At 71.7% G+C, this 14,364-nt stretch carries 14 protein-coding genes; 4 read left to right on the top strand and 10 right to left on the bottom strand.

The window, feature by feature from the left end; all coding sequences use genetic code 11:
* Positions 1–28 precede the first annotated feature (28 nt).
* The gene (locus NE235_RS13220) at positions 29–859 is read left to right on the top strand and encodes a lysozyme (RefSeq protein WP_252802371.1); all 831 of its coding nucleotides are present in this window, start codon (positions 29–31) and stop codon (positions 857–859) included.
* A 60-nt stretch (positions 860–919) separates the two neighbouring features.
* Here NE235_RS13220 and NE235_RS13215 read toward each other — a convergent pair whose 3' ends face one another.
* Complete coding sequence (locus NE235_RS13215) at positions 920–1,756, bottom strand: 2,3,4,5-tetrahydropyridine-2,6-dicarboxylate N-succinyltransferase (protein WP_252802369.1); 837 nt, start codon at positions 1,754–1,756, stop codon at positions 920–922.
* Positions 1,757–1,827: 71 nt separating this feature from the next.
* Here NE235_RS13215 and NE235_RS13210 point away from each other — a divergent pair, with 71 nt between their 5' ends.
* Positions 1,828–2,652 (top strand): hypothetical protein, encoded by an 825-nt coding sequence (locus tag NE235_RS13210; protein WP_252802367.1) that lies wholly within the window; start codon positions 1,828–1,830, stop codon positions 2,650–2,652.
* Positions 2,653–2,884: 232 nt separating this feature from the next.
* Here the strand turns inward: NE235_RS13210 and NE235_RS13205 are convergent, their stop codons facing one another.
* From NE235_RS13205 to NE235_RS13190, 4 genes are all read right to left on the bottom strand, one after another.
* Entirely contained in the window at positions 2,885–4,141 is a 1,257-nt protein-coding gene (locus NE235_RS13205) for an XRE family transcriptional regulator (protein WP_252802365.1), read from the bottom strand.
* A gap of 335 nt (positions 4,142–4,476) precedes the next feature.
* The gene (locus NE235_RS13200; protein WP_252802363.1) at positions 4,477–5,457 is read right to left on the bottom strand and encodes a DMT family transporter; all 981 of its coding nucleotides are present in this window, start codon (positions 5,455–5,457) and stop codon (positions 4,477–4,479) included.
* A 278-nt stretch (positions 5,458–5,735) separates the two neighbouring features.
* Positions 5,736–6,878, bottom strand: coding sequence for an acyl-CoA dehydrogenase family protein (locus NE235_RS13195; RefSeq protein WP_252802361.1), 1,143 nt, complete (start codon positions 6,876–6,878; stop codon positions 5,736–5,738).
* Positions 6,879–6,968: 90 nt separating this feature from the next.
* Positions 6,969–7,712, bottom strand: coding sequence for a TetR/AcrR family transcriptional regulator (locus NE235_RS13190; RefSeq protein ID WP_252802359.1), 744 nt, complete (start codon positions 7,710–7,712; stop codon positions 6,969–6,971).
* Between the two features lie 133 nt (positions 7,713–7,845).
* Between NE235_RS13190 and NE235_RS13185 the strand changes: the two genes are divergently transcribed.
* Positions 7,846–9,354, top strand: coding sequence for an MFS transporter (locus NE235_RS13185; RefSeq protein ID WP_252802357.1), 1,509 nt, complete (start codon positions 7,846–7,848; stop codon positions 9,352–9,354).
* A 233-nt stretch (positions 9,355–9,587) separates the two neighbouring features.
* On the opposite strand, the gene dapC is transcribed toward NE235_RS13185, so the two are convergent.
* The gene (gene dapC, locus NE235_RS13180) at positions 9,588–10,670 is read right to left on the bottom strand and encodes a succinyldiaminopimelate transaminase (protein WP_252802436.1); all 1,083 of its coding nucleotides are present in this window, start codon (positions 10,668–10,670) and stop codon (positions 9,588–9,590) included.
* A 105-nt stretch (positions 10,671–10,775) separates the two neighbouring features.
* Positions 10,776–11,102 (bottom strand): ferredoxin, encoded by a 327-nt coding sequence (gene fdxA / locus NE235_RS13175; protein ID WP_252777550.1) that lies wholly within the window; start codon positions 11,100–11,102, stop codon positions 10,776–10,778.
* Between the two features lie 19 nt (positions 11,103–11,121).
* Between fdxA and NE235_RS38850 the strand changes: the two genes are divergently transcribed.
* The gene (locus NE235_RS38850) at positions 11,122–11,451 is read left to right on the top strand and encodes a putative acetyltransferase (protein WP_425542443.1); all 330 of its coding nucleotides are present in this window, start codon (positions 11,122–11,124) and stop codon (positions 11,449–11,451) included.
* Between the two features lie 87 nt (positions 11,452–11,538).
* Here NE235_RS38850 and NE235_RS13165 read toward each other — a convergent pair whose 3' ends face one another.
* The 3 genes from NE235_RS13165 to NE235_RS13155 all read right to left on the bottom strand — a co-directional run bounded on the left by NE235_RS13165 (position 11,539) and on the right by NE235_RS13155 (position 14,358).
* Positions 11,539–12,408 carry an enoyl-CoA hydratase-related protein gene (locus tag NE235_RS13165; protein WP_252802355.1) on the bottom strand — a complete coding sequence of 290 codons (870 nt, stop codon included), beginning with the start codon at positions 12,406–12,408 and terminating at the stop codon, positions 11,539–11,541.
* Positions 12,409–12,469: 61 nt separating this feature from the next.
* Entirely contained in the window at positions 12,470–13,423 is a 954-nt protein-coding gene (locus tag NE235_RS13160) for a hypothetical protein (protein ID WP_252802353.1), read from the bottom strand.
* A gap of 41 nt (positions 13,424–13,464) precedes the next feature.
* A complete protein-coding gene (locus NE235_RS13155; RefSeq protein ID WP_252802351.1) occupies positions 13,465–14,358 on the bottom strand; it encodes a hypothetical protein in 894 nt (297 codons plus the stop codon).
* Between the last annotated feature and the right edge of the window lie 6 nt (positions 14,359–14,364).

Genomic DNA, 14,364 nt, shown 5'->3' with positions numbered 1-14,364 from the left:
GCCACTCCCGATCCCTCAGGAGGAGACCGTGGCCCCATCCCCCCGCACCCGCATCGCCCGCCGCCTGACCACGGCGTTCGCCGCGCTCGCCGTCGCCGGAGGCGTCCTCGCCGCCGCCCCCGCGGCCGGCGCGTCACCGAACCCCATCACCCACCCCGACCAGGACCACGCCGGCTCCGGCCTGGCCGCCCGGAGCACCTCCGGCGGCACCGTCAGCCCCCTGGTGGCCGGGCTTCCGGGCCTCGACGTCTCCAGCCACCAGGGCAACGTCGGCTGGAGCACGGTGAAGAGCAACGGCGCCAGGTTCGCCTACGTCAAGGCCACCGAGGGCACGTCCTACCAGAACCCCTACTTCTCGCAGCAGTACGTCGGGTCCTACAACGTCGGCCTGATCCGCGGCGCGTACCACTTCGCCACGCCGAACACCTCGAGCGGCGCGGCACAGGCCGACTACTTCGCCGCCCACGGCGGCGGCTGGTCCCGCGACAACCAGACGCTGCCCGGCGCGCTCGACATCGAGTACAACCCGTACGGCGCCACCTGCTACGGCCTGAGCCAGTCCTCGATGAAGAGCTGGATCCACGCGTTCATCAACGAGTACCACGCCAAGACCGGCCGGTGGGCGGTCATCTACACGACCCTCGACTGGTGGAAGTCGTGCACCGGCAACAACGACGCGACCTTCGCGAGCAACAGCCCGCTGTGGATCGCGAAGTACTCCACCTCGGCCGGCACCCTGCCGTACGGCTGGAGCTTCTACACCTTCTGGCAGTACGCCGACAGCGGCACGTTCCCGGGTGACCAGGACACCTTCAACGGCGACTCGACGCGCCTGCTCGCCCTCGCCAACAACACCTGATCGCCGATGAGACGAGGTGCCGGGGCGGCGTGCCCCGGCACCTCGCGCGTACGGAAGGCGTCAGGCGCTCAGGCCGTGGTCACGCAGAACGTCGTTGAGCTGCGACTTGTCGTGCCGCACGCCCGGCTCCAGGCGCTTGATCACCAGGACGGCGGGCATCCCGAACGTTCCGCCGGGGAACTCCTTCAGCCGCGTGCCGCCGACGGCGACGCACCAGTCGGGGATGCGGCCCCGGCTCAGCTGCTCGCCGGTCTCCACGTCGATGACCGGCATCGAGGCGGACAGGTTCGTCCCGGAACCCACGACCGCGCCCGTGCCCACGCGGGCCCCCTCGACGATCATCGAGCGGCTGCCGATCATGGCCTCGTCCCCGATGATGACGGGCTTGGCGTTCGGCGGCTCCAGCACGCCACCGATGCCGACGCCGCCGGACAGGTGGACGTTCTTGCCGATCTGCGCGCAGGACCCGACCGTCGCCCAGGTGTCGACCATCGTGCCGGAGTCGACGTACGCGCCGATGTTCGTGAACGACGGCATCAGGACCACGCCCGGCGCGAGGTAGGACCCCCAGCGGGCGATGGCGCCGGGCACCACGCGCACCCCGTCCAGACGGGTCTTCAGCGGAATCCGGTCGTGGTGGTGGAAGTCGCCCACCTGCGCGCGGACCATGCCCAGCACCTTGAAGCTCAGCAGGATCGCCCGCTTGGCGCGCTCGTCGACGATCACCTCGTCGGTGGCCTTGTCGACGAACGCCACACGCGCCTGCCCGGAGTCGATCAGGTCGACCGCGCCCACGATGGCGGATCGGGCGTCGGTGTCCTCGGGGCTCAGATCGGCCCGGCGCTCCCACAGCTCATCAATGGCGTCTGAGATCGGGCTGGTGAACGTGTCGGTCATGCCGGTGAGAATAGCGGCGGCCGCGTCGGCGAATGTCCGGCAGGGTGTAAGGAACGGGTACCTTCATGCCCGTGAGTCGGACGAGTGGGAGACGGCTGCAGCTCGCCGTCATCGCGTTGGTCACCACGATGGTCATCGTCGGCGGCGCTGTCGCGCTGTACGTCCACTTCCGCCCGTACCTCCACGGCACCAACTGCGAGGCCCGTACGAGCGCCGGGGTCATGCCGCTGGACCTCGACCAGGCCGCCAACGCCGCCACGATCGCCGCCGTCGCCCTGCGCAAGAAGCTCCCCGAGGAGGCCGTCGTCATCGCGTACGCCACGGCGCTGCAGGAGTCGCACCTGCGGAACCTGGAGAGCGGCGACCGCGACTCCGTCGGCCTCTTCCAGCAGCGCCCGTCCCAGGGCTGGGGAACGTCCACCCAGCTCAAGGACCCGGCCTACGCCGCGAACCGCTTCTTCAGCGCGCTCGTCAAGGTCAAGGACTACACCGGCCTGCCCGTCCACGACGCGGCCCAGAAGGTCCAGCGCAGCGCGGACGGCAAGGCCTACGCCCGGCACGAGGAGGACGCACGGATCATGGCCGCGGCCTACACCGGCCGCGTGCCCGGCGCCGTACGCTGCTGGTACCCGCCGAACAAGCGCAAGAAGCAGGACCAGGCCCCGCAGGCCCTCGACACCCTCCGCAAGACGCTCAAGCGCAAGGACACCGGCGACGGCATCACCGCGCCCAACGCCCGCAGCGGGTGGACGATGGCGACGTGGATGGTCGCGCACGCCCAGCCGTACGGCATCCACGAGGTCCGCTACGCCGGCCGGCGCTGGCGCTCGGCCCAGGGCCACGACGGCTGGACCAACGACACCCAGGCCCCCACGGACCGCGTCCTCATCAACTGACCCCGCCCCGCCTTCCGGCCTGCGTGGCACGGGTCTCGCACGGCGGCCGGAAGGATCCACCTAGACCGGGAAGTGCAGAACCTCACCGCCGCCCGTGACGGTTCAAAACCGACATTACGGAGATTCGTCAGGCATTCCGACGGCAATGTGGCAACAGCAGCGGCCAAGCCGACGTGTCCAGCCGACGGGCTGTGGCAGCGAAACATCACACCGGCGACCACTCAGTTCCGAATCAGCGCAGAGCATCGAGCAAGCCGGTCACGGCCGGATCGGTCGGCCACTTCCGGAGCATCCGACCGTAAATTTCGCGCAATCTTCTGAGCAGCGACTCGGACGAAGTCGCGTGGGCGATCCCGGCCGCTTCGAGCACGGCCGCACAGGCGGACTCGGCCTCCGATGCCTGAAGCTGTGCGACCGCCTGATGAGCGATGTATTCACCGGCCCACTCCGCGCCGCGCATCTCAGTGGGCAACTCGGCCAGTCCTGCGGTTAAGAGCTCAACGGCCTGAGCGTTCCGCTGTGGATCGTCCCGTCCGAGGTAGACATTCGTGACTCCTGCCTCGAGGGTGAAGAAACCCGGCTCCAAGTAGTAGTACTCCCACGGCCGAGCATCTTCGGGCTCGGCATCGGCCGCGGCTGTTCGCGCCTCCCCGAGCAACCGTTCCGCTTCGCGCGGTTCACCGCCGAGGGCGCGCCCGCGCGCTTCGAGGAAAAGGTCATACGCGTGGCCCGGGCCGATCCGATTACGCTGCGCCGCTCGCGCCATCCCGACCATCGGGCCGATCTGACCCGTGCGTTCGGCGAGGTACGCCTTCCACGACAGGACCGTTCCGACCATAGCGGCGTCGCCGATCTCCTCGGCATGCTCGGCCGCGCGGTCGAGCGACATGCGGGCCGCCGGCGCGTTCCCTACGGCGATGTTCAGCCAGCCGGAGAACTGCGCCCACTGGGCCGCAACATCGACCAGTCCGGGGCGGACCGGGCCGCGCGCTTCGGCGACGAGCCGCTGCACCATCGGGAGCTGAACCTCGACAACCTGGAGAACCGGCGCCGAACCCACAGCGTCCTCTAGCCGGCGCTGCTCGGCCAGGACAGTGGCCAACGACTCCACGACGCGCGAGTCGGGCCGTGTAGCGCGGACGGTCGCCAGCGCGAGCCGCTCCTCGTCGTCGGGGGTGACCCGGTCGTTCGGATTGACGCCCGGGACTCGCCACGGTGACGACTGAGCCTCGCCGTCATCCCCGAAAAGGTCGTCCTCCGACATGTCGTAAACGGCGGCATACAGCATCCGGTAGCGCGGGCCGGGCGGATGCTCGGCGGCCTCGTGACCGCGAATCGTCCGGCAGAGGTCCTTGAGCTTGGGGAGGCGCCGCCGCTCACGTTCGGTGGCGTGATCGCGGAACGCTTCCGCGACAGCCTGGACGGTCATTCGCCGCTTCTTGCGTTCAGCGCGCAGGCGAGCGGCGATCAGGGCGTTATCGGCTGACATGTGGCGTGCACCTCGGCCGGGGACATCCGCGGATACGAGCTCTCGCGTCCGTGTACGTCCCCCAGTATCACGGTGACAGGCCGACCTCGCACGGCGACGGACCCTGCCCCCTCGGGCGTACCGACCGGCGGCCGGCCACCCCGTGATCCCTGACGCTTCCTGCTGCTAGAGCACAGCGTTCGCCAGAAGGAGGGCGCGTCCGGACAGGCACGGGGACCTTGCCGTCGCTGGTGACGGGGCGGATGCGGCATTACGGGCGTCGGCCGGCCGTACCGGCGGCACAGTGACAACCGCGGCGGCCGAGTCGGCGCCTCATCCGGACGAGACGTGACGGCTCAGGGCTCCCTGGAGGAGCCGGCGCCGGGGTCACCGCGGCGGGCGGTGAGGGTGGCGAGGTAGAGGGCGATCAGGACGACCGCGCAGCCGCCGAGCTGCACCGGTGTCGGACGCTCACCGAGGATGATGGCGCCCAGGAGCACCGAGCCCACCGGCTGCAGCAGCAGGAGGGCCGCTCCGACCGAGGCGGGCAGGCGGGGCAGCGCGCTGGCGATGAGCAGGTAGCTCGCGACCTGCCCGGTCAGGGCGATGGCGGCCAGCCAGCCGAACGCGGCCCAGCCCGGCAGCAGGTCCAGCCCGTGCCAGAACGGGCCGACGACCAGCGCCACCACGCCCGAGGCGGCCGCGGACTCGGTGACGGGCACGACGACGTGGTCCTCGTCGCTCGCCTGACGCAGGAGGAAGAGGAAGCCCGCGTAGCAGAGCGCCGCGGCCGCGGCGAAGATCGCGCCCTGTGCCGGGTTCCTCCCGGAGCCGCCACCGACGACCCCGCCGGCGAGGGCGACCCCGGCGAGCATCACGGGCACCACGGCGACGAACGCGGCGCCCGGCCGCTCCCGGAGGAAGATCCATCCGAGGAGGGGCACCAGGACGACCTGGGCGTTCACGATGACGGTCGCGATTCCGGCGCCGCTGTCGGCGATCGCCTGGTTCCACAGCAGGATGTCGCCCGCGAGGAGCACACCCGCCACGTAGGCCGTCCACCGGGAGTGCGGCGGGCGGGCCGGCGTGGCCCGTGCCTCGGAGAGCGCCATCGGGATGAGGAACGGCATCGAGAGGAGGCTGCGGAATAAGGTCACCGTTCCGGTCGAGACGTGTGTGAGCGGGACGAAGACCGACGACAGGGCCACGCACACGGCGCCCGCCAGCATGACCGGCACCGGCATCCGCGCGGTGGCCCTGTTGAAGAGGCCGGAGATCGACGCTCGTGGGCTGTCGACGCGCTGCGGCGTTGTGATGTCATCGCGTCGGTCGAGCATGTCGGTGCTCCTCCCGTGCTCGGGTCCGTCCCTGCACGGGCTTGCCCTACCCCGGTCCGCACGGAGCTACCGAGCGCGCGACGTGTCGGCTGCACCGCTGCCTGGCCGCGTGCCGGCTTCGCCGACGGCCTACGGCCACGCCTCAGGGATCTGTGCCGAGACTTGTGTGGCCTGCTACATCGAGGATCCTCGGCGCCGATGGGCGCCGCCCGCCGCGACGGGGCGAGCCGGATCCGGGGATCGCTCGGGCCGCTCCCGTACCGCGGCCGGGGTACGCGTCAGACGCCGAGGCCGCGGCCGATGATCTCCTTCATGATCTCGGTCGTGCCGCCGAAGATCGTCTGGATGCGTGAGTCGAGGTAGGCCTTGGCGATCGGGTACTCGCTCATGTACCCATAGCCGCCGTGCAGCTGCAGGCAGCGGTCGACGACCCGGTTGCACAGCTCGGTGTTCCACCACTTGAGCATCGAGGCCTCCTCGGCGCCCAGGCGGTCGGCGGTGTGCTCGACGATGCACCGGTCGGTGAAGGCGCGGGCCACCGTCAGCTCGGTCTTCATCTCGGCCAGGGTGAACCGGTTGTGCTGGAACCGCCCGATCGGCCGGCCGAACGCCTCGCGGGTCTTGCAGTACTCCAGGGTCTGCTCGAAGGCGCGTTCCGCGCCCGCCAGCGCGCCGACGCCGATCGACACGCGCTCCCTCGAGAGGTTCTGCATGAGGTAGATGAAGCCCTGCCCCTCCTCGCCGAGGAGGTTCGCCCGCGGCACCCGGACGTCCTCGAAGTACAGCTCGGCCGTGTCCTGCGCGTGCATGCCGATCTTGTCGAGGTTGCGGCCGCGCTCGAACCCCCTCATGCCGCGCTCGACGACGAGGAGGCTGATGCCCTGGTGCCCGGCGTCCGGGTCGGTCCGCGCGACCACGATGACCAGGTCGGACAGGATGCCGTTGGAGATGAAGGTCTTCTGCCCGTTCAGGACGTAGTCGTCGCCGTCCCGTACGGCGGTGGTGCGGATGCCCTGCAGGTCGGAGCCGGCGGCGGGCTCGGTCATGGCGATCGCGGTGATGAGCTCACCGGAGCAGTAGCCGGGAAGCCACCGCTCCTTCTGCTCGTCGGTGGCCAGCCGCCGGAAGTACGCGCCGTTGATGTCGTTGTGCACCGAGAAGCCGGGGCCGTGGATCCCGGCGCGGGCCAGCTCCTCGTTGAGGACGACGTAGTAGCGGTAGTCCGGGTCGCCTCCGCCGCCGTACCGCTCGTCCATGTCGATGCCGAGCAGGCCCTGCCGCCCGGCGGCCAGCCACACGTCCCGGGAGACGACGCCGTCCTTCTCCCACTGCTCGTGGAACGGCTCGATCTCCTTGGCGATGAACGACCGGACCATCTCGCGGAAGGCCTCGTGCTCGTCGGTGAAGATCTCGCGCCGCATTGTCGGCCTCCCTCGGCTCGCATCACATCGACGGTAAGTAATTTATCACTTACCACGGGACGGACAGAATGTGATTCGGTCCACTGCCGCTCAGGCCGGGCCAGCCTCGTTCCGGCGGTCGAGCCAGAGCTGGAGGCCGTCGAGGAGGCGTTCGACCGCGAAGGCGAACCCCTCGTCCTGCAGGTTCTCCGGGTCCATCCCCCTGTTCTCCCGCCACCAGGCGCCGTAGTGCGGGTAACGGGAGGAGACCTCGTCGATGTACGGCCGCAGCTCGTCGACCGCCTCGCTCACACTCGTACCGGGGGTGATCGACCGCTTCCACGCCGCCTCCATCGTCGCCGAGCCGATCACATGGGACATCAGGAGCGAGCTGGCGTACGCGACGTCCATCCCGGAGAAGCCGGCGGCGGTCAGGACCCCCACCGTGCGATCACTCATGCGCATCGCGTTGGGACCCATCATCGGGCGGACGCCGAACAACCCGGTGACCCACGGGTGGCGCAGAATCATCGAGCGGAGACCGTGGGCGAGTGCGGTGGCCGCGGTCCGCCAGTCGGTCGCGCCGACCTCCGGGACCTCGATCTCTCCCATGACCTCGTCCAGGACCAGCTCGAGGAGCTCGTCCTTGGTCGCGACGTACCAGTACGCGGAGGTCGCCCCGGCCGCCAGCCGTTCGCCGAGGCGGCGCATGCTCAGGCCGTCGAGCCCCTTCTCATCGAGCAGCTCGATGGCGGTTCGCACGATCTGCGCGCGGCTCAGCGTCGGCTGGGCGCCCCGCGAGCGCGGCGGCCGCGTCCAGACGGATTGCCCGAGAGGGTCAGCGTTCGACGGCATGCAACGTCCTTCACCAGGGGTGACCTACCGCACCAGCCTACCGGCGCTCGTACGGCGTTCGAGGCAACTCGCACAGCGTACGAGTTTTGAGGTACGGTGTGCGACAAATCGCACACCGTACGAACGGACGATCATGTCGACCTCTCATCCGCGCCGCTGGTGGATCCTCGGCGTGCTGTGCCTGAGCCTGCTGGTCCTGGTCATCGACAACACGGTGCTCAACGTCGCCATCCCGTCGCTCATCCGCGACCTCCACGCGAGCAACTCCGACATCCAGTGGATCATCGACGCCTACATCCTGGTCTTCGCCGGGCTGCTGCTGACCGCCGGCAGCCTGTCCGACCGGCACGGCCGCCGTCGCGGACTGATCATCGGACTGATCCTGTTCGGCAGTGCCTCGCTGGCCGCGTCGTTCGCCGACAGCCCCGGCCAGCTGATCGCGACTCGCGCCGCCATGGGCGTGGGCGGCGCGTTCCTGATGCCCGGCACCCTGTCGATCCTGACGACGGTCTTCGACGACGCGGAGCGCAAGAAGGCCATCGCCATCTGGAGTTCGGTGCTCATGCTCGGCGCGGTCGGCGGTCCGACCCTCGGCGGCCTCCTGCTGCAGCACTTCTGGTGGGGCTCGGTGTTCCTGCTGAACGTGCCGGTCGCCGCGCTCGGCATCCTGGCCGCCCTGCTCATCATCCCCGAGTCACGCGGGCCGGCCGGCCGTCCGGACCTGGCCGGTGCGCTCCTGTCCATGGCCGGGGTGACCGCCCTCGTCTGGGGAGTGATCGCCTCCGCCAAGGACGGCTGGTCGGCGCCGCGGACGCTCGGCGGATTCGCCCTGGCCGTGGTGGCGCTCACCGCCTTCGCGCTGTGGGAGCGGCGCTGCCCGGAGCCGATGCTGCCGCTGGCCCTGTTCCGCGACCGCAACTTCAGCGGCGCCAGCCTGTCGATCGTGCTGCTGTCGTTCTCCGCGGGCGGCTGCCTGCTGGCACTCACCCAGTACCTGCAGTTCGTCCTCGGGTACGGTCCGATGAAGGCCGGCACCGCGCTCATCCCCATGGTCGCGGCCGCGATGGCCTTCAACGGCGTCGGCGTGGTGGTGGACAAGCGGTTCGGCGCAAGGGTGGCACTGGCCGCCGGGCTCATCCTGCTCACGGCGGGGTTCGCGGTGCTCGCCTCGGTCGGGCCCGGCGACGGCTACGTGAAGCTGGCCGTCTCCCTCGTGATCCTCGGCGCGGGCAGCGGAACGGCGGGGCCCGCCGCGTACGGGACGCTGCTGGCCGCCCTGCCGCCCGAGCGCGCAGGTGTCGGCTCCGCCGTCAACGACACCGTCCAGCAGGTCGGCCAGGCGCTGAGCGTCGCGGTCCTGGGCAGCGTGCTCACGGCCGCCTACACCGTCAAGATGCCGGCCGACGCCGCCGGGCCGGCGCGGCACTCGATCGGCGAGGCGCTGGCCATCGCCGCGGCCCGTGGCGACGCGACGCTGGCCCGCACCGCCAAGGACGCCTTCGTCCACGCCATGTCGACCACCTCGATCGTCGGCGTGGCAGGCGGGATCGCCGCCGCCGTCCTGGCGTTCTCGGTGCTGCGCCCTAAGCCGCGCGCCGTACCGGAACCGGCCCCCGAACCCGCTGCCGAGGCCGGCCACTGACCTCACCCCGCGGGCCGGACCGACGAATCCGGCCCGCGGCTCACGTCCGTGTGTCTCGGGTTCAGGTCGGCGGATCCGGCCGCCGTTCAGGCCCGCGGAGCCGAGCCGGGATTCAGGCCCGCGGATTCAGCCCCGTGCTCCAGGCGCGTGCGGAGCCGACTCGCTGTTGAGGCGCGGACCCGATGGTGCCGCGCCGCGCGGCACGGGTGCGCGGCGCGGTGTACGTACGCCGGTCAGGCGGTGAGGCGGGCGACGGCGGCGTCGATGCGCTCGTCGGTGGCGGTGAGGGCGACGCGGACGTGCCGGGTGCCCGCCGTGCCGTAGAAGTCGCCGGGCGCAACGAGGATGCCGAGCTCAGCGAGCGCCTTGACGGTGTCCCAGCACGGCTCGTCGCGGCTCGCCCAGAGGTAGAGCCCGGCCTCGGAGTGGTCGATGCGGAAGCCGTACGCCTCCAGGGCCCTGCGGAGGACGGTGCGCCGGCGGGCGTACCGCTCGCGCTGCTCCTGGACGTGCGCGTCGTCGCGGTAGGCGGCCGTCATGGCGGCCTGGACCGGCGCCGGGACGATCATGCCGGCGTGCTTGCGCACCTCGAGCAGCGCGGTGATCAGGGCGGGGTCCCCGGTGAGGAACCCGGCGCGGTATCCCGCGAGGTTGGAGCGCTTGGACAGCGAGTGCAGCGCGATCAGACCGCGGTGGTCTGCGCCGCACACGTCCGGGCGCAGCACCGACACCGGCTCGGCGTCCCAGCCCAGCTCGATGTAGCACTCGTCGCTGATGACGGTGGCGCCGCGCTCCCGCGCCCACGCGACGACCTTGCGCAGGTGCTCGGCCGGCAGCACCTTGCCGGTGGGGTTGGACGGCGAGTTGATCCAGACGATCTTCGGTGTCTCCGGCCCGAGGGAGAACAGCCCGTCGACGGCCCGCGGTGTCGCGCCGGCCAGCCGCGCGCCGACGTCGTAGGTCGGGTACGCCAGCTCGGGGAAGGCCACCGTGTCGCCCGGTCCCGCGCCCAGCAGCGTCGGCAGCCAGGCGACGGCCTCCTTGGTGCCGATCACGGGCAGGACCGCGGCCGGGTCGGCTTCGACGCCGAGTCTGCGGGTCAGCCAGTCCGCCACCGAGTCGCGCAGCTCGGGGGTGCCGTACGTGGCGGGATAGCCGGGAGCGTCGGCGGCGTCGACCAGCGCCCGCCGGACGATCTCCGGCGTCGGGTCGACGGGCGTGCCGACCGACAGGTCGACGATGCCACCGGCGTGCTGCCGGGCCTGCTCCTTGTACGGGGTGAGCAGGTCCCACGGGAAATCGGGCAGCGTCTTGATCAAATCAGTCCCCCAACGTCCGCGCGCCGCCTGCCGCTCACCGGCAGACGGCGCGCCACGGCCTGTGCTGAACTCTCGCGTCCGGGAACACCGGGTGGCGTGGGCTCAGGCCTCCTCGCCCTGCGGCGGCAGCGCCGCCACGATCGGGTGATCCTTGTCGATCTTGCCGACCTTGGAGGCACCTCCCGGCGAGCCCAGATCGTCGAAGAACTCCACGTTGGCCTTGTAGAAGTCCTTCCACTGATCCGGCGTGTCGTCTTCGTAGAAGATCGCCTCGACCGGGCACACCGGCTCGCAGGCGCCGCAGTCGACGCACTCGTCCGGGTGAATGTAGAGCATGCGCTTGCCCTCGTAGATGCAGTCGACGGGGCACTCCTCGATGCATGCCTTGTCGAGCACGTCCACGCAAGGCTGCGCGATGACGTAGGTCACGTGCTACTCCTCAACGTCTGTGGCCATCGCCACGCTCGCAGCGGTGTCATTGCCTAGTATTGCCGCTGTCAGCCAACGCTTTCACCATGGGGGGCGTCACATCGGCCCGCGATTCTCCGCCCGGTATGTCGTTTCGATAGCTCCGTCCGATATCGGACGTCGCGTCTCGCTGCGACGCCGTCTTCCCAGCGGAGCGTACAGCGACGTGGTCGGCGAGCTGCGCGGGTGGGCGGACGGCCTGCTCACCGTGCGCCGCCGCGACGGCACCGACGTCGAGGTGCCCGAGGCGGACCTGGTGGCGGGCAAGGTGGTCCCGCCCCCGCCGCCGCGCCGCGCGCCCCGCTCCTGACGACCGGCGCGGCCCCGGCGAGGTGTCCCTCCGTGCGGCCCGCACCCCCCAGCCCTCCGTGCGGCCCGCACCCGCCCAGCCCTCGGGTCAGGGCAGCGGCCAGTCGGGGACCTCCGCGGGCAGGTCCCGGCTGACCCGCATCGGGAACTCGGCCGGGCGCTTCTCCAGGAACGACGTCACGCCCTCGGCCGCGTCCGGGGCCGACCCCAGGGTGTACATCAGGCGCGAGTCGGCCCGGTGCGCGTCCCAGGGTGACGAGGCGCCCAGCCCGGACCACATCAGCCGCCGCACGGCCGCGACGGCCACCGCCGAGGTGTTCGCCGCGATCTCCCCGGCCAGTGCGTACGCCGCGTCGAGGAGCTCGCCGGCAGGGTGGACGTAGGACACCAGGCGGCCGCGCAGCGCCTCCTGGGCGTCGAAAACCCGGCCCGTGGCGGCCCACTCCATGGCCTGGGCGATGCCGACGATGCGGGGCAGGAACCAGCTGGACGCCGCCTCCGTGACGATGCCGCGCCGGGTGAAGACGAAGCCGAACCGCGCGCCCTCCGCCGCGAGCCGGATGTCCATCGGCAGGGTCATCGTGACGCCGACGCCGACCGCCGGCCCGTTGATCGCCCCGATCACCGGTTTGAGGGAGCGGGCGATCCGGAGGGCGACGGTGCCACCGCCGTCGCGCGGCGCGCCGTCCTCGAAGGTGTCCTCGCCGCCGAACATGTCCCGCGCGGCCTTGTAGTCGAACGTCGAGCCGCCGCGCTCCAGGTCGGCTCCGGCGCAGAAGGCCCGCCCCCGGCCGGTGACGACGACCACCCGGACGTCGTCGTCCGCGTCGGCGCGGTCGAAGGCGTCGATCAGCTCGCCGCGCATCACGAGGGTGAAGGCGTTGAGCCGGTCGGGGCGGTCGAGCGTGATGGTCGCGATCCCGTCGGCGACGGTGTAGTCGATCTCGGTGTACGTCACTGCTGCTCCTCGCGCCCGCGGACGGTTACAGACGGATACAGAACGGGATTCTAGAGGCGGGTCACGCCCCGCCCCCGGCGGACCGCGCGTGCGCCGTGTCCTCGTCGGCGGGGCAGCCGACGAGCGGCGGCAGGGCGGGGGCCAGCACCTCCCGGCTCCAGTCGGCCACCGTGCCGGCGTAGCCGTCGGGCGGCGCCACCTCCAGGGTCCCGGTGGAGGTGGCCGTCAGCCGGGTGACGACCGGGCCGCCGTCCAGGAACGGGGTGGCGCCCCAGAAGGCCCAGAAGTCGTCCGGCTCGATCCGCGGATGGTCGTCGACGCTGCGGGTGGGCCGGGCCGGGTGCTCCCGGCACCATCGCCACTGGTCGGTGAGCAGCCGGGACGCCACTGCGCGCAGAAGGTTGAGGGGGGGCAGGTCCTGCGCGCAGGCGACCCCGTCGATCGAGAGGTTCGGCAGGCCGAACCGCCGCAGCCCGAGCAGTGTGATGCGCAGGCACGCGCACCCGGCGGCGCCGGCCGCCCCGGCCGGACCGGGGCGGCGGGCCGCCTCGTCGACCTCGTAGCGGGTGCCGAACCACTGGTCGCCCATGCGGAACCAGCCCCGCTCGGCGCGCGCCAGCCCGTCGCGCAGCAGGACCTGCCGGGCCTGCGGGTCGATGAGCACGCCGTTCGTCGCGTCGGCCAGGGCACGGGCCACGGCGCGCGCGACCTGCTCGCGGTGCGGCTGCTCGACGGTCAGCGCCTGGTGCACGAGCAGGATCTGATGGGAGGACTCGCGGATGCGCCGCCGGTCCTCGTCGCAGGCCAGGACGTCGTCGAGGCGCCAGGTCGCCTCGTCGGCGTCGACGGTGAAGAGGCCGAGCCGCGGCGTCTTGAGCGCCTCGATGGCGGATTTCCGGAACGGCTCGGGCACGCGCCACGGCACGACCGCGTAGGGGTCGGCCGGCGGCTCGCTGGTCGCGATCACATAGTGCGACGTGACGACCTCGGGGACGGACAGCACGAACGGGGACATGACCGCTCCTTGACGCTCGGGGAAGGGTAGGGCGCGCCGGCTCAGGCGGCCGCGCGGCGCGGCGCCTCGGGGACGTAGGGCATGGCCAGGTCGACGACGTCGTTCCACCACAGGGCGGCGGGGGCGTCGAAGTCGGCGGGCGGCCCCGCGACGAGGTAGGGCAGGGCGTCGGCGCCCTCGGACGGGGCGGGGCTCAGGCGCACGCGCACGGGCGCGCCGGCGGTGCCGGTCGGCTCGGCCGCCCAGTAGCGCCACACGTCGGCGCCGTCCACCCGCGTCTCGGCCGGGACGCGGCGGAGTGGCGCGCCGGGGTTGCAGGCCAGCCAGGCCCAGTGCTCGTCGAGGAGAGCGACGGCCAGGCAGCGCAGCAGCGTGACCGCCGCGAACAGGTTGCCGCCCGGGACGGCGGCGGCCTCCAGCTCCGGGAACCCGAAGCGGTGCAGCCCGGCGGTCACCAGGTGCAGCTCGCCGTCCTCCTCGCCGGTGACGAAGGTCGCGAGCCAGTCGTCCGCCAGGCAGAACTCCGGGTGCTCGGCGCCCAGCCGGAAGGCGTGCGGCAGCACCTGGTGCGACCACGCGTCGTACACGACCCCGTCACAGGCCGCGGCCATCGCACGGGCGATCTCACGGGCCGCCTGCGCGTGCCCTGGCTGGGAGACCGGCGGGGCATGGCCTGTGATCATGATGTGGTGCCGCGCCTCGTCCAGGAGATGCGCCTCCTCCGGCCGCGTCCGGGCGGCCCCGCGGATGAGATCGGCGTATCCGGACTCGGCGACGGACCGGCCGCGGACGCGCAGCAAGGGCGAGCCGAGCAGCTCGGCCGCTAACGGAAGGCGCACCCGGCCGCGCGCCGCCTCCACCGGGGCGTCGAGGGGGCGGGCGGTGGCCACCACGAACGGGGCGGCGACGGACGCGGGAACGGTCAGGTCGATCATCGGAAT

This window comes from Actinoallomurus spadix, from assembly GCF_024055725.1.
Classification (GTDB): Bacteria; Actinomycetota; Actinomycetes; order Streptosporangiales; family Streptosporangiaceae; genus Actinoallomurus; species Actinoallomurus spadix.
This window is presented reverse-complemented; position numbering and strand designations above follow the sequence as displayed.

Coding starts and splice junctions, on each gene's coding strand:
- NE235_RS13215 (WP_252802369.1), bottom strand. CDS start 1,756: ATGACCGACACGTTCACCAGCCCGATCTCAGACGCCATTGATGAGCTG.
- NE235_RS13205 (WP_252802365.1), bottom strand. CDS start 4,141: ATGTCAGCCGATAACGCCCTGATCGCCGCTCGCCTGCGCGCTGAACGC.
- NE235_RS13200 (WP_252802363.1), bottom strand. CDS start 5,457: ATGCTCGACCGACGCGATGACATCACAACGCCGCAGCGCGTCGACAGC.
- NE235_RS13195 (WP_252802361.1), bottom strand. CDS start 6,878: ATGCGGCGCGAGATCTTCACCGACGAGCACGAGGCCTTCCGCGAGATG.
- NE235_RS13190 (WP_252802359.1), bottom strand. CDS start 7,712: ATGCCGTCGAACGCTGACCCTCTCGGGCAATCCGTCTGGACGCGGCCG.
- NE235_RS13185 (WP_252802357.1), top strand. CDS start 7,846: ATGTCGACCTCTCATCCGCGCCGCTGGTGGATCCTCGGCGTGCTGTGC.
- NE235_RS13160 (WP_252802353.1), bottom strand. CDS start 13,423: ATGTCCCCGTTCGTGCTGTCCGTCCCCGAGGTCGTCACGTCGCACTAT.
- NE235_RS13155 (WP_252802351.1), bottom strand. CDS start 14,358: ATGATCGACCTGACCGTTCCCGCGTCCGTCGCCGCCCCGTTCGTGGTG.